Source organism: Streptomyces liangshanensis, assembly GCF_011694815.1.
Taxonomy (GTDB): Bacteria; Actinomycetota; Actinomycetes; order Streptomycetales; family Streptomycetaceae; genus Streptomyces; species Streptomyces liangshanensis.
In genome coordinates this window covers 20,361-33,977 of the sequence record NZ_CP050177.1, presented here as the reverse complement: position 1 = coordinate 33,977, position 13,617 = coordinate 20,361, and the positions used below count along the sequence as shown (strand labels likewise).

Here is a 13,617-nt window from a genome sequence, read left to right as displayed (position 1 = left end):
ATGACCGACACCGACGCCCGCGTGATACGCGGGGTGGCGGCGTCCAAGGGAGCCCGCCGCCGTCTCAACGGCGGCGGGCCCCGGGCGGGCGTCATCACCGCGTTCCTCACCCCGTTCTTCCTCCCGTTCGTGCTCTTCTACCTGGTCCCGGTCGGCTACGCGATCTGGCAGAGCTTCCGGGTCGTACGCCGCACCGGCGGCCAGTACGGCACCTCGTACACCACGTTCGGCGGCTTCGAGCAGTACGGACACGTCTTCGAGAACACCGAGTTCTGGTCCAGCATCGGACGCATCGGGCTCTTCGGCATCGTGCAGGTGCCGGTCATGCTGTTCGTCGCCCTGATCATGGCGCTGCTCCTCGACACCCCGCTGCTGAAGCTCAAGTCCTTCTTCCGCATCGCGGTCTTCATGCCGTACGCGGTGCCCGGCGTCATCGCCGCGATCATGTGGTCGTACCTCTACTCACCGCAGCTCAGCCCCGTGGTCGACCTGTTGCAGGGCCTCGGCCTGCACCCCGACTTCCTCGGCCCCGGCGCCGTGCTGTGGTCGGCGGCGAACATCTCCACCTGGCTGTGGACCGGCTACAACATGCTGATCATGTACTCGGCACTCCAGTCGGTCCCGCAGGAGCTGTACGAGGCCGCCAAGCTCGACGGCGCGAGCAACTGGGCCATCGCCTGGCGCATCAAGGTCCCCATGATCGCCCCGTCGATCGTCCTCACCACGGTGTTCTCGATCATCGGCACACTCCAGCTCTACGCCGAGCCGGCCGTGCTGCGCCAGATCTCCTCGAACATCTCCAGCACGTACACCCCGAACATGCTCGCCTACGCGGTGGCCTCGGGGAACAACTACCAGCAGGCGGCGGCGATCTCCGTGGTCATCGCCCTCATCACCTTCGTCTTGAGCTTCGGGTTCATGCGGCTGACGTCGAAGAGGGCCGGACTGTGAACAAGCTGATCGTGAGCGACAAACCCACCGTCCGCGAGAGCCGGGCCGGCCGCACCGCGGTCATGGCCCTGATGCTTCTCCTGACGATCTACTTCCTGCTGCCGGTCTACTTCCTGATCGTCGCGGCGACCAAACCGCAAGGAGACCTCGCCTCCACCAACGGCCTGGCCTTCTCGCACTTCAACCTGTTCAGCAACCTGCACACCCTGTTCACCCGCAGCGACGGCATCTTCCTCCACTGGGCCCTGAACAGCGTGATCTACGCGGTGCTCGGCGCGGCCGTCGGCACGCTGATCTCCGCGCTGTGCGGCTACGCGCTCGCCAAGTTCCAGTTCCGCGGCAAGGAGTTCCTCTTCTCCGTCATCCTCGGCGGCGTCCTGGTGCCCACGACCGCGCTCGCCCTGCCGCTGTTCCTGCTGTTCTCGGCGACCGGCATCGTCAACACCTACTGGGCGGTGTTCCTGCCGAGCATCGTCAGCCCGTTCGGCGTGTACCTGGCCCGGATCTTCGCCTCCGCCGCCGTACCCCAGGAACTCCTGGAGTCGGCGCGCCTGGACGGCGCGGGGGAGTTCCGTACCTTCTTCTCCGTCGCCTCCCGGCTCATGGCGCCGTCCCTGGTGACGATCTTCCTCTTCCAGTTCGTCGCCATCTGGAACAACTTCTTCCTGCCGATGGTGATGCTCCAGAAGGAATCCCTCTTCCCGGTCACCCTCGGCCTGTACACCTGGAACGGCCAGACCGCCAGGGCCCCGCTCCTCCAGCAGTCCGTGATCACCGGCTCGCTCGTCTCGATCGTGCCCGTGATCATCGTCTTCATCCTCCTCCAGAGGTTCTGGCGCACCGGCCTCGCCACCGGCTCGCTCAAGTGACCGCGTAGCCACCCCTCGCGCCCGTACTCCCCTCTCTCCGCACCCCGCCGACAGAAGGTCCCTGATCCATGCAGAATTCCGCCGTCTTCGTGCCCCACTTCCACTGGGACCGGGAATGGTACGAGCCCTTCCAGGTCTTCCGGCACCGGCTCGTGGCCGCACTCGACACCGTGCTGGAGACGGCCGAGGCGAACCCGGACTTCCGGTTCACCGTCGACGGGCAGATGGCCGCGATCGAGGACTACCTGGAGATGCGGCCCGAGAACCGCGACCGGCTCGCGGCACTGGTCGCCGACGGCCGGATCGCGATCGGCCCCTGGCTCATCCTGCTCGACGAGTTCCTCTGCTCCGGCGAGACCGTCGTACGCAACCTCCAGATGGGGTGGGCCGCCGCGGCCGGGCTCGGCGGCTCGATGCCGATCGGGTACCTGCCGGACATGTTCGGCCACGTCGCGCAGATGCCGCAGATCCTGGCCCGCGCCGGCATCGAGCACGCCGCGCTGTGGCGCGGCGTCCCCGGAACCGTCGAGGGCCACGCCTTCCGCTGGCGCGCCCCCGACGGCTCCGAGGTGCGCACGGAGTTCCTCTTCGACGGGTACGACAACGGCCTCGACGTCCTCCTGGTGCCCGACGAGATCGGCCGGGCCCTCGGCGAGTACGCGGAGATGACCGCGGCCCGCTGGGGCACCGACCCGGTGCTCGCGATGGCCGGCACCGACCACAACGCGCCCGACCCGCGCCTCGCCGCCTGGCTGCGGCGCGCGTCCAGCGACGAGCGCGCCATCACCATCGCCACCCTCGACGAGTACATCCGCGAGCACGTCCGCGACGAGGCCACCACCGTCGTCACCGGCGAACTCCGCAGCCACGTACGCGGCAACATCCTCCCGGGTGTCCTCTCCGTACGGCTCGGGCTCAAGCAGCGCATGGCCGTGGCCGAACGGACCATCGACCACGCCGAGCGGATGAACGCCCTCTGGTCCCGGCGCGACGACACACCGTTCCTCACCCTCGCCTGGCACAAGATCATCGAGTCGGCCGCACACGACTCGGTCGTCGGCTCCGGCACCGACGAGACCTGCGACCAGGTCGACGCGCGCCTCGCCGAGGCCGCGCAGGCCGCCCGAGCCGTACGGGACGCCGCCCTCGCCGAGGCCGCCGCCCGGGTGCCCAGCGACGGCCACCTCGTCGCCAACCCCCTGCCGTTCGCCCGCACCGCCGCGGTCGAGGTCGACGTCGTCGCCCCGCCCGAGGGCAGCGTGCTGGCCGCCACCGCCGCCGACGGCTCCGTACGCCCCGTCCAGCTGATCTCGCAGGCCCCCACCGTGCTCAGCGACGAGCGCATGGACGCCTCCCAGCTCGAACGGGTGCTGCGCCGCATCCACCGCAGGGAGCTGTTCGGCCGGCTGATCGACACGTACGAACTCACCCCGGGCTCCCTCGTCTTCCACCTCGCGGAGGTGCCGGCCAGCGGACCCTTCGACCTGATGACCCTGCGCGGGAAGGTCGCCGAGGCCGCCGCCGCGCACCCGGGGGAGTGGCGCGTCCTGACACTGGAGCAGGCCCGCGCGACCGCGCTCGCCCTGGTGGACGTCCCCGCCTCCGGCCTCGCGAGCTTCAAGGTCGCGCCCGCCGACCGGACCCCCGACCTGCCCGCCGCGTTCGTCCCCGCGACCGCGACGGACCGCACCCTCGCGAACGGCCTGGTCGAGGTCGCCGTCGCCGCCGACGGCACCCTGGACGTCACCGGCGCCGACGGTTCCGTCCTGCGCGGTGTCGGCCGCCTCGTCGACGGCGGTGACCGCGGCGACAGCTACAACTACGGCCCGCCCGCCCAGGACGTGCTGGTGTCCGAGCCCGCCGAGGTCGCCGTCCAGGTGCTGGAGCACGGCCCGCTGCGGTCGCGGACCCGGATCACCCGCGTCTACGAGTGGCCCGTCGCGCTCACCTCCGACCGCGACGTGCGGAGCGCCGAGACCGTACCGACCCCGGTCGAGACCCTCGTGGAGGTACGGGCCGGAGAGCCGTTCGTCCGGGTCTCCACCTCGTTCCTGAACCGCTCCGCCGACCACCGGCTCCGCTTCCACGTACCGCTGCCCGAACCGGTGACCGGCTCCGCCTCCGCCGGGCAGTTCGCCGTCACCCCGCGCGGGCTCACCGCCGAGGGAGGCTGGGGCGAGTACCCCATCCCGACCTTCCCCGCCGAGTCGTTCGTGTCGGCCGGCGCCGCGCACGTCCTCCTCGACCACACCTCCGAGTACGAAGTGGTCGGCGAGGGCGCCGAACTGGCCGTCACCCTCCTGCGCGCCATCGGCTCGATCAGCGTCAACATCCACCCGTTCCGCGACGAACCCGCCGCCACCGAGATCGCCGCCCCCGGCGCCCAGGACCTCGGCATGCGCATCGAGAACCGCTTCGCCGTCCTGCCCCCCGCAGCCGGGTGGCAGGAGGCGGACGCCGTCGCCCTCGCCGAGCGCTTCCGCAACGACGTGCTGGTCACGCGCGGCACCGCGCCCGCCGGGGACCCGCTGCCCGCCGACGCGACCGGGATCCGGGTCGACGGCACGGGCGTCTCCGTGTCGGCCGTCCGCCGCGTCACCACCGAGGACGGCGGCGCCGGCACCGAAGTACGGCTCGTCGCGATGAGCGACACCGGCGCCGACGCCCGCCTGACCGGCCCCTTCACCGAGGCCACCACCGTCGACCTGCTCGGCCGGCCCCTGTCCACCACACCGGCCGCCGACGGACTCGACCTCGCCCTCGGCCCGTGGGAGATCCGCACGGTCGTCGTCCGCTAGACACCCGTCACCGCACCACAACAGGGGCGCACCACCGGCCGGGAGCCCGAAGTCCACCGGACCCCGGGCACCGCGAGCGGTGCGCCCCGCCACACGTCCTTCCGCCATCGAGAAAGTGGTGACCCCGTGCCCTCCCCCCATTCCGGGTATGTAACCGACACCGCGCCGGGGCGCGGCGCCCTGCGCGCGGCGCGCTCGTGGCTGCGCTCCGACGCCCCCTCGCTCTCCCTGAACGGACCGTGGCGGTTCCGGCTCTCGCCGACGGCGTACGCGGCGGAGGACTTCGCGGCCGAGGGCTTCGACGACCACGGCTGGGACGACATCCCGGTGCCCTCGCACTGGGTGCTCCAGGGCGACGGGGCGTACGGCCGCCCGATCTACACGAACGTGCAGTTCCCGTTCCCGATCGACCCGCCCCACGTGCCGGACGAGAACCCCACCGGCGACTACCGCCGCCACGTCGAGATCCCCGCCGCGTGGACGGACGCCGAGCGGATCCTCCTCCGCTTCGACGGCGTCGAGTCGCTCTTCCGGCTGTGGGTGAACGGCGAGGAGATCGGCGGCGCCAGTGGCAGCCGCCTCGCCCACGAGTTCGACGTCACCTCGGCCGTCCGCCCCGGCGACAACGTCGTCGCGGTACGCGTCCACCAGTGGTCGGCCGCCAGCTACGTCGAGGACCAGGACCAGTGGTGGCTGCCCGGCATCTTCCGTGACGTCACCCTGGTCGCCCGCCCGGCCGGCGGCGTCGAGGACGTCTGGCTGCGTACCGCCTTCGCCGACGGGCACGGCCGCGTCGAGCCGGAGATCACCGCCGACCCGGCCGCCTTCCCCGTCACGCTCCGCCTCCCGGAACTGGGCGTCGAGCACGTCTGGGCGACCCCGGCCGACGTTTCCCCGCTCGACCTCGGCGCCGTCGAGCCCTGGTCGGCCGAGCGTCCCCGCCTGTACGACGCCACCGTCGCGTCCGCCGCCGAGAGCATCGCCCTGCGGATCGGGTTCCGTACCGTCGAGATCCGCGGCGACCGGTTCCTCGTCAACGGCCGCCGTGTCGTCTTCCACGGGATGAACCGCCACGAGACCCATCCCGAGCGCGGCCGCGTCTTCGACGAGGAGCACGCCCGCGAGGACCTGGCCCGGATGAAGCGCTTCAACGTGAACGCGATCCGCACCAGCCACTACCCGCCGCACCCCCGGCTGCTCGACCTCGCCGACGAACTCGGCTTCTGGGTCGTCCTCGAATGCGACCTGGAGACCCACGGCTTCGACCACACCGGCTGGACCGGCAACCCCAGCGACGACCCGGCGTGGCGCGAGGCCTACCTCGACCGGATCCGGCGCACGGTCGAACGCGACAAGAACCACCCCAGTGTGGTCATGTGGTCCCTCGGCAACGAAGCCGGGACCGGCAGCAACCTGGCCGCGATGTCGGCGTGGGTCCACGCCCGCGACACCGGACGGCCCGTCCACTACGAGGGCGACCACACCGGCGAGTACACCGACGTCTACTCACGCATGTACTCCTCGGTCCTGGAGACCGAGGAGATCGGCACCGACGGCTCACGCGCGCCGCTGATGGGCTGCACCCCCGCACAGGGCGCCCGGCAGCGCACCAGGCCGTTCCTGCTCTGCGAGTACGCGCACGCGATGGGCAACGGACCGGGCGCGCTCGACCAGTACGAGGCGCTGACCCACCGATTCCCGCGCCTGCACGGCGGGTTCGTCTGGGAGTGGCGCGACCACGGCATCGCGACGACCACGCCCGACGGCACCCCCTACTTCGCGTACGGCGGTGACTTCGGCGAGGTCGTCCACGACGGCAACTTCGTGATGGACGGCATGGTGCTCAGCGACGACGTCCCCACGCCGAGCCTGTACGAGTTCAAGGCCGTCGTCCAACCGATCCGCTTCACCTTCGACGACAACTACGACCACGAGCAGGGCCGCGACCGACGCCACGACCACGTGGAGATCACCAACCTCCGCCACTCCGCCGACACGTCCGACCTCCGCTTCTCCTGGCGCGTCGAACACGACGGCACGCCCGCGGCCTCCGGGCACCTGGAGATCCCCGTGATCCCGGCCGGCGGATCGGCGCGCGTCGCCCTGCCCCCGGTCCCGGTGTCACCGGACGGCGAGACCTGGCTCACCCTCGACGCGACCCTGGCGGCCGACACCGCCTGGGCGGGCGAGGGCCACGTCCTCGCGACCGCCCAACTGGACCGGTCGGCGCCCCGCCCCGTACCCCCGGTCCGGCCCCGCACCGACTGGCGGCCGAGCGACGGGACCCTGGCCCTGGGCATCGCCGAGTTCACCGGCGGCACCCTCACACGCCTCGCCGGCCGCCCGGTGACGGGCCCGAGGCTGGAACTGTTCCGCGCCCCGACCGACAACGACGAAGGCACCTCCGGCGAGATCGAGGAGAGCGACGCGAGTGTCGCCGGGATCTCCAACGCCACGCTGTGGCGCCGCCACGGACTCGACCGCCTCACCACGCGGCGCCTCGCCGTCGAACGCACACCGGATGCCCTGCGCGTCCTGGACAAGGTCTCCGCCGCCCACTCCGCGCTGTCGGTGACGGTCGAGTCCGTCTGGTCCCTGGAGGACGGTGAGCTCGAACTGCGCGTGGAGACCACCCCGTCGGCCGGCTGGCCCACGGTCTGGCCGCGCATCGGCATACGCTTCGACCTGCCCGACGACGACGCCCCCGTGGACGGCGCCGACTGGTTCGGCCTGGGCCCCCTGGAGTCGTACCCCGACAGCATGCGCGCCGCCCGGACCGGCCGCTTCTCCTCCCCCCTGCGCGACCTCTCCGTCGCGTACGCCCGGCCGCAGGAGACCGGACACCGCTCCCAGCTCCGCCGGTTGACCCTGACGAGCGCCGGAAGCGGCATCCTGCGGGTCACCGCTCTCCCGGACACGCGTCACCGCCGTCCCGGGTTCACGCTCAGCCGCCACACCCCCCAGCAGATCACCGGGGCGGCCCACCCGCACGAACTCCCGGAGTCGTCGACGACCCACCTGATCATCGACGCGGCCCAGCACGGCCTGGGCTCCCGGGCCTGCGGCCCCGACGTCTGGCCCGAGTTCGCCCTGCGCCCCGAGGCGCGCACGATCAGACTCCGCGTCGCGGCGATCTGACGGTCCCCCACCCACGACGACGTCGCCGGGCCCCTTCCGTACTCCGGGGGCCCGGCGACGTGGTCGTGCTGATCACGCCGATCCCGGACCGGTCAGGTGACCGCGCCTCACACCAGGATCTTCAGCAACCGCTCCGCCAGGATCGCGGCCGAGTGCGGATTCTGCCCGGTGATCAGGTTGCGGTCCTCCACCATGTACGGCTCCCAGATCGGACCCCGGCTGAAGTCGACGCCGACCTTGTCCTTCAACTCGTCCTCCAGCAGCCACGTCGCCCTGGAGGCCAGTCCCACCGCCTCTTCCTCCTCGTTGGTGAAGCACGTGACCTTGTAGCCCTTGAAGGGCGACACCCCGTGGATCCTGGTGGACAGCATCGAGGCGGGCGCGTGGCACACGATCGCCAGCGGCTTGCCCGACGCGAGCTGCGCCGTCAGCAACCGCCCGGCGTCCGCGTCCAACGACAGATCCGCCATCGGGCCGTGGCCGCCCGGCAGGTAGACCGCGTCGTAATCCTCCAGCCGTACGTCCGACAGCTTGAGGGGGCGCCGCATCACCTCGGCGGAGCGGATGATCTCCTCCAGTTCGAGAGCGCCCTTCTCACCGCCCGCCATCGACGGGCGCAGGCTCATCATGTCGACGTTCGGGGTCACCCCACCGGGCGTCGCGACCACCACCTCGTGCCCGGCCTCGGTGATCGCCCGGTACGGGGCCGCGAACTCCTCGGCCCAGTAGCCCGTCGCGTACCTCGTGCCGTCCTTGAGCACCCAGTACGTGGCCCCGCTCACTACGAACAGTAGTTTCGCCATCACGCCTCCGCCTCTCGACCCCGCCCGACAGGCGTGTGTGGGGGTTCGGCCCGACGGTCCGGGAGCTGTCGTCCGCATTCCAGTGCGTTTACGGTGCTTTCCACCCTAGGCACACGTTCTCGGGCACGCATGCGGGAGGCGGACGGGCCCCCGCGCCGCCCGGGTTGCCGCGTCAGGCGGCGGCCACGTACGGGAAGTACGGGGTCGGCGGCGCGTCGACGGCGTCCTTCGTCAGCCCGATGCTCAAGGCGCTGTCGGTGGCGAGGGAGAACATGACCTCGCCCGCGTTGTCGTTCAGCGCCCGGCCGTTGAAGCTCGCGAAGCCGAAGGCCGCGGGGGTGCCGATCGTGTACGGGAGGATGTCGGGGAGGACGCGGTCCGCGACCTCCTGCCCGTAGTGGTGCGGATCGGACGTGGTCCCGCGGACGCCCACCACGGCGGCGACCCGGTCGGTGATCTCCGCGCCGAAGGTGGGGATGTCGTCGGCGGGCTCGGTCCGGTTCAATTTCTCCGCCAGCTCGTCGTCGAACTGCGCGAAGATCGGCGACACCATCGGCAGGCCGCACCGGTTGACCCGGTGCCAGCCCCCGGCGTCGGTGGCCAGCGCCGTGACACCCCAGACGCCGATGTCCCGGCCGCGCGTGAAGGGCAGCAGGGCGTCGTCCGGGAGTTCGAGCACGATGGACCGTACCTTCTTCCCCGAGAACAGGCTGGTCACCTCTTCGCCGTCCGGCGCGGGCAGCTCGACGTCCGTGCCGTGCTGGAAGGCCTGACCGACCGCTTCCACCACGGCGGGGTTCATCCAGAACGGGTCACCGGCCCGGCCGGCCCACAGCCGCAGACCGCCCTGGGCGCCCACGACCCGGCCCGTCGTCCCGGTCAGGAGCACGGTGCCCTCCGCCATGTCGTCGGACGCCTCCGCCCCCACGAGGCGACACAGCTCGACGGCCTGCGACCCCTCCGCGTCCTGCGCGCCGAACCGCAGGCGGAAGGCCACGTCCTCGACGGCGTCACCCGTACCGTCGATCTTGAACTCGTACCGGGCCTCCGGGTGGAAGCCCTTGGGCGCATCGGGGCCCGCGGCGTCGGAGCAGACGTTCATCGTGAGGACGGTGCCGCGTTCGCCGCGGAAGACGTACAGGTCCGAGATGTTCAACCGGGCGTCCGCCCTGGCCGCCGGGGAATCGAGGTGATGGGACATCGCACTGACTCCAGAACACTCCGCGCCGTGGCACTCGGGGAGGCCGTGGTGTCGCAGAGGCGGTGGCACCACAGCGCGGGCGAACCGGCGCACCATCACCCAGATCATGGGCCGCCCAAGGGCGACTTTCCCCCCAAAAACAGACTACCCCTCCCGCCCACCCCCGCGCGGCGAGCGGCGCCGGCGGCCCTCGGCGCCGGACCGGGCCTTAGTACTGGACCAGGCCGCCGACGGGCACGGCGGCGACGTGGCCGGTCGCGGGGGCCTCCCGCACCAGGGCGAGGCCGATGTCGACGAGCGACGACCTGCGCAGGCGCGCGACGTCCGGGATCGGTGTCCAGACCGACCCGGTCGTCTCGCCGTCGGGTTCGGGCCGCAGCTCACCGCTGACAAGACGGACCTGGTAGAAGACACCGACGTTCTGGTGCTCGGTCCCCGCATGCGTCACGGCCGCCGGGATCACCCGCGAGTCCACCCCCAGCAGGCGCTCCACCACCGCCTCGCATCCGGTCTCCTCGGCGACCTCCCGGACCACGGCGTCGAACGGGTCCTCCGCGTGCTCGACCTTGCCGCCCGGAAGGCTCCAGTTCCCCGAGCGGTGACGGACGAGCAGCACGCTGCCCCGCTCGACACACAGGGCGTACGCCGCCAGCCGGAAGCTCATCCCCGCAGGCTACCGAACCCCCCGCGACCCGCACGGCGTTTGTGTCTTTCGGCCACGGGTAGCCGGACGCCGCACCTCGGGCGCCGCCGGGGTCGCCGTCAGGCAGGAGGCTGAACATGACCCCATCCGGACAAGCGGTCACCGGGACCGTCACCACGAAGGTTCCCGCGCGGCTCGACCGGCTTCCCTGGTCGCGCTGGCACTGGATGATCGTGATCGGCCTGGGGACCGTGTGGATCCTCGACGGCCTCGAAGTGACCGTCGTCGGCAACATCGCCAGTCGCCTTTCGGAGGACGGCAGCGGCCTGCCGATCTCCGACGCCCAGGTCACCGGCCTGGCCGCCGCGTTGTACGTAGCGGGATCCTGCGCGGGCGCGCTGTTCTTCGGCTGGCTCACCGACCGGTACGGGCGCAAGAAGCTCTTCCTCATCACCCTCGCCGTGTATCTCGCGGCGACCGCCGCCACCGCCGTGTCGTTCTCCGTCTGGTGGTTCTTCCTCTTCCGCTTCCTCACCGGCTTCGGCATCGGCGGGGAGTACGCGGCCATCAACTCCGCCATCGACGAACTGATCCCCAGCAAGTACCGCGGCCGCGTCGACCTCATCATCAACGGCAGCTACTGGCTCGGCGCGATGGGCGGCGCGCTGCTCTCCGTACTGGCACTGAACACCGACATCTTCCCGAAGGACCTCGGGTGGCGGCTCACCTTCGCCCTCGGCGTGGTCCTGGGGCTGGTCATCCTCCTCGTCCGGCGCCACGTGCCGGAAAGCCCCCGGTGGATGTTCATCCACGGCAGGTCCGACGAGGCGAACGACCTGGTCGACGGGGTGGAGAAGGAGATCGAGGCGGAGACCGGCCGCCCGCTGCCCGAACCGGCGGGCGCCCTCACCATCGAGCAACGGCGCTCGACCGGCTTCATCGAGATCGGCAGGACGCTCTTCCGTGAGTACCCCAAGCGCGCCGTGCTGGGATTCTCGCTCTTCATCGGCCAGGCCTTCCTCTACAACGCCATCACCTTCGGCTTCGGCTCGATCCTGGTGAAGTTCTTCGACGTCTCCAGCGGCTCGACCGGCTACTTCTTCGCGGCCATCGCCTTCGGCAACTTCCTGGGCCCGCTGCTCCTCGGCCGGCTCTTCGACACCGTGGGCCGCAAGCCGATGATCGCGGGCACGTACGTGCTGTCCGGGCTCCTCCTGTTCGTCACCGCCTGGCTGTTCGGCAACGGCTGGCTCAACGCCACGACCATGACGGTCTGTTGGGGCGTCGTCCTCTTCTTCGCCTCGGCCGGCGCCAGCTCCGCGTACCTCACCGTCAGCGAGATCTTCCCCATGGAGACCCGCGCCATGGCGATCGCCTTCTTCTACGCGATCGGTACGGCGGCCGGCGGTATCTCCGGCCCGCTGCTCTTCGCCGAACTCACCGACAGCGGTGTGGTGAGCGACGCGGTGACGGCGTTCTGCGTCGGTGCGACGCTGATGGTGCTGGCCGGGATCGTGGCGTGGTTCTTCGCCGTGGCGGCCGAGGGCAAGTCGCTGGAGGACATCGCCGCGCCGCTCTCGGCGCGGCAGGACGACGGGGCCCCGCAGGCACCGGATACGCCCGAAGCCGACAACTCACCGACCACTCAGGCGCGTTGACCCGGAGCGGGGAGTCCCGGGCCTGGTGGGCCCGGCCTCCCCGCCGACCGCCTCGGACGCGCGCCGGACGTGCCGCGGCCCGCCCCTCGCGGGATCAGGTCAGGTCGGCGCGCCTGGGCCGGGGCGGGGCCCCGGACCGTACCGGAGCGCCCTCGGTGACCGCCCGGGCGAGCAGGGCCAGCGCGGTACGGGCGGGGGAGCCGGCCTCCGCGGTGGCCACCACGATGTTCTGGCCCGTGCCCTGACTGAGGGTCTGTTGCGTGACCGTCAGCGGGCCCACCAGCGGATGACGCATCTCGTACGTGGCGACGGCGCAGGCCTTGACCCGGTGGTCGGCCCACATCGACGCGAAGTCCGCGTTCTTCGCGCTCAGTTCACCCACCAGCTCGTGCAGCGCGGCGTCGTCCGGGTACTGGCCCGCCACCAGGCGCAGGTTCCCCACCACGGCCCGCGCCTTGCCCCTCCAGTGCGCGTACAGCTCGCGGGTGTGCGCGTCGAGGAACACCAGCCGGGCCATGTTGGGACGTTCGGCGGGCCGGTCCGCCGAGTCCGGATCCAGGTGCCCGGCGAAGAGCGCGTGCCCCAGCCGGTTCCACGCCAGGACGTCGCCCCGACGACCGGTCACGATCGCCGGTACGTCCCCCAGCGCGTCCAGCAACTGGCCGGTCGCCGCCGTGACCCGCTCCGGCGCGGGCCGCCGCCCGCGACCCGCGGCCCGCGCCGACCTGGCCAGGTTGTGCAGGTGCAGGCGCTCCGCCTCCTCCAGCCGCAGGGCCCGGGCGAGCGCGTCCAGCACCTGGGGCGAGGCGTTGAGCGACTGACCCTGCTCCAGCCGCGTGTAGTACGAGACGCTCACACCCGCCAGCAGCGCCAACTCCTCGCGCCGAAGGCCCGGCACGCGCCGGCGTTCGCCGTAGGTGGGTACTCCGAGATCCTCGGGACGCAGCTGCGAGCGCCGCGTCTGCAAGAAGTCCCCGAGCTGCACTTTTCCGCTCATGGATCCGAGTATGGGCCGGGCCGGGACGCCCAGCCTGCCCCTGCCATGGATAGGCAGCGGGAACGAACAAGCAGGGGATCGGCCGCCGGGCTCATGCGATCATCACGGTGAACGGGGGACCGGAGTACCGGACTTGGGGGAACAGGCGTGGAGCACGACGCGACGGCGGAAGCGCGCCAGGAGCGTTCACGGGCCGAACGACTGACGGAGAGGCTGACCGTCACGGTGGCGTCGGTCCTCTCGTTCGTCCTGCTCCTCGGCCCGGTCTGGGTCGCGGCGCTGAACGTGTGGCACGCGGTCACCGAGACCGGCCTCACCACGTTCAGCCGGTTCGTCGTGCCGGTGCTGGGCCTCGCCCTCGTGGCGCTCCCGCTCGTCCTGGCCCGCCGGGTGTTCCTCTCGGGCCGGCGCCGGGGCAAGCCGCGACCGACCGCGGCGGTCCCGGCGGCGCTGACGCTGCTCGGCCTGTCCGTCGTGCCGTTCGCGGCGCTGTGCCTCGTCTTCGCGTACGGATCCTGAAGGCCGGCCTCCGGCGGGTCGTGAACGCGCCCGGCCACCC

General features: G+C 71.5%; 10 protein-coding genes. 6 read left to right on the top strand and 4 right to left on the bottom strand.

Annotated features, from left to right (window positions below; all coding sequences use genetic code 11):
* The 4 genes from HA039_RS00130 (at nucleotide 1) to HA039_RS00115 (ending at nucleotide 7,756) form a co-directional block, all read left to right on the top strand.
* Nucleotides 1-951, top strand: a complete 951-nt coding sequence (locus tag HA039_RS00130; protein ID WP_167022003.1) for a carbohydrate ABC transporter permease — start codon at nucleotides 1-3, stop codon at nucleotides 949-951.
* Nucleotides 952-1,013: 62 nt separating this feature from the next.
* Nucleotides 1,014-1,820, top strand: coding sequence for a carbohydrate ABC transporter permease (locus HA039_RS00125; protein ID WP_243869955.1), 807 nt, complete (start codon nucleotides 1,014-1,016; stop codon nucleotides 1,818-1,820).
* A gap of 68 nt (nucleotides 1,821-1,888) precedes the next feature.
* Nucleotides 1,889-4,618 carry a glycoside hydrolase family 38 N-terminal domain-containing protein gene (locus tag HA039_RS00120; protein WP_167022001.1) on the top strand — a complete coding sequence of 910 codons (2,730 nt, stop codon included), beginning with the start codon at nucleotides 1,889-1,891 and terminating at the stop codon, nucleotides 4,616-4,618.
* A 126-nt stretch (nucleotides 4,619-4,744) separates the two neighbouring features.
* Nucleotides 4,745-7,756: a glycoside hydrolase family 2 TIM barrel-domain containing protein gene (locus HA039_RS00115; protein WP_167021999.1), complete on the top strand. Its 3,012-nt coding sequence runs from the start codon at nucleotides 4,745-4,747 to the stop codon at nucleotides 7,754-7,756.
* A 107-nt stretch (nucleotides 7,757-7,863) separates the two neighbouring features.
* Here HA039_RS00115 and HA039_RS00110 read toward each other — a convergent pair whose 3' ends face one another.
* The 3 genes from HA039_RS00110 to HA039_RS00100 form a co-directional block, all read right to left on the bottom strand.
* Nucleotides 7,864-8,559, bottom strand: a complete 696-nt coding sequence (locus HA039_RS00110; RefSeq protein WP_208298502.1) for a type 1 glutamine amidotransferase domain-containing protein — start codon at nucleotides 8,557-8,559, stop codon at nucleotides 7,864-7,866.
* A gap of 172 nt (nucleotides 8,560-8,731) precedes the next feature.
* Complete coding sequence (locus tag HA039_RS00105; protein WP_167021995.1) at nucleotides 8,732-9,760, bottom strand: DUF4331 family protein; 1,029 nt, start codon at nucleotides 9,758-9,760, stop codon at nucleotides 8,732-8,734.
* A 208-nt stretch (nucleotides 9,761-9,968) separates the two neighbouring features.
* Complete coding sequence (locus HA039_RS00100) at nucleotides 9,969-10,424, bottom strand: NUDIX hydrolase (protein ID WP_167021992.1); 456 nt, start codon at nucleotides 10,422-10,424, stop codon at nucleotides 9,969-9,971.
* Nucleotides 10,425-10,540: 116 nt separating this feature from the next.
* On the opposite strand from HA039_RS00100, the gene HA039_RS00095 reads away from it, so the two are divergent.
* Nucleotides 10,541-12,061 carry an MFS transporter gene (locus tag HA039_RS00095; RefSeq protein WP_167021990.1) on the top strand — a complete coding sequence of 507 codons (1,521 nt, stop codon included), beginning with the start codon at nucleotides 10,541-10,543 and terminating at the stop codon, nucleotides 12,059-12,061.
* Nucleotides 12,062-12,155: 94 nt separating this feature from the next.
* On the opposite strand, the gene HA039_RS00090 is transcribed toward HA039_RS00095, so the two are convergent.
* Entirely contained in the window at nucleotides 12,156-13,058 is a 903-nt protein-coding gene (locus HA039_RS00090) for a helix-turn-helix domain-containing protein (RefSeq protein ID WP_167021988.1), read from the bottom strand.
* A 147-nt stretch (nucleotides 13,059-13,205) separates the two neighbouring features.
* Between HA039_RS00090 and HA039_RS00085 the strand changes: the two genes are divergently transcribed.
* Entirely contained in the window at nucleotides 13,206-13,577 is a 372-nt protein-coding gene (locus HA039_RS00085) for a hypothetical protein (protein WP_167021986.1), read from the top strand.
* Nucleotides 13,578-13,617: the final 40 nt, after the last annotated feature.

Excerpts from the sequence above, each read along its gene's own strand:
- HA039_RS00130 (WP_167022003.1), top strand. The coding sequence starts at position 1 with ATGACCGACACCGACGCCCGCGTGATACGCGGGGTGGCGGCGTCCAAG.
- HA039_RS00125 (WP_243869955.1), top strand. The coding sequence starts at position 1,014 with ATGGCCCTGATGCTTCTCCTGACGATCTACTTCCTGCTGCCGGTCTAC.
- HA039_RS00120 (WP_167022001.1), top strand. The coding sequence starts at position 1,889 with ATGCAGAATTCCGCCGTCTTCGTGCCCCACTTCCACTGGGACCGGGAA.
- HA039_RS00110 (WP_208298502.1), bottom strand. The coding sequence starts at position 8,559 with ATGGCGAAACTACTGTTCGTAGTGAGCGGGGCCACGTACTGGGTGCTC.
- HA039_RS00105 (WP_167021995.1), bottom strand. The coding sequence starts at position 9,760 with ATGTCCCATCACCTCGATTCCCCGGCGGCCAGGGCGGACGCCCGGTTG.
- HA039_RS00100 (WP_167021992.1), bottom strand. The coding sequence starts at position 10,424 with ATGAGCTTCCGGCTGGCGGCGTACGCCCTGTGTGTCGAGCGGGGCAGC.
- HA039_RS00095 (WP_167021990.1), top strand. The coding sequence starts at position 10,541 with ATGACCCCATCCGGACAAGCGGTCACCGGGACCGTCACCACGAAGGTT.
- HA039_RS00090 (WP_167021988.1), bottom strand. The coding sequence starts at position 13,058 with ATGAGCGGAAAAGTGCAGCTCGGGGACTTCTTGCAGACGCGGCGCTCG.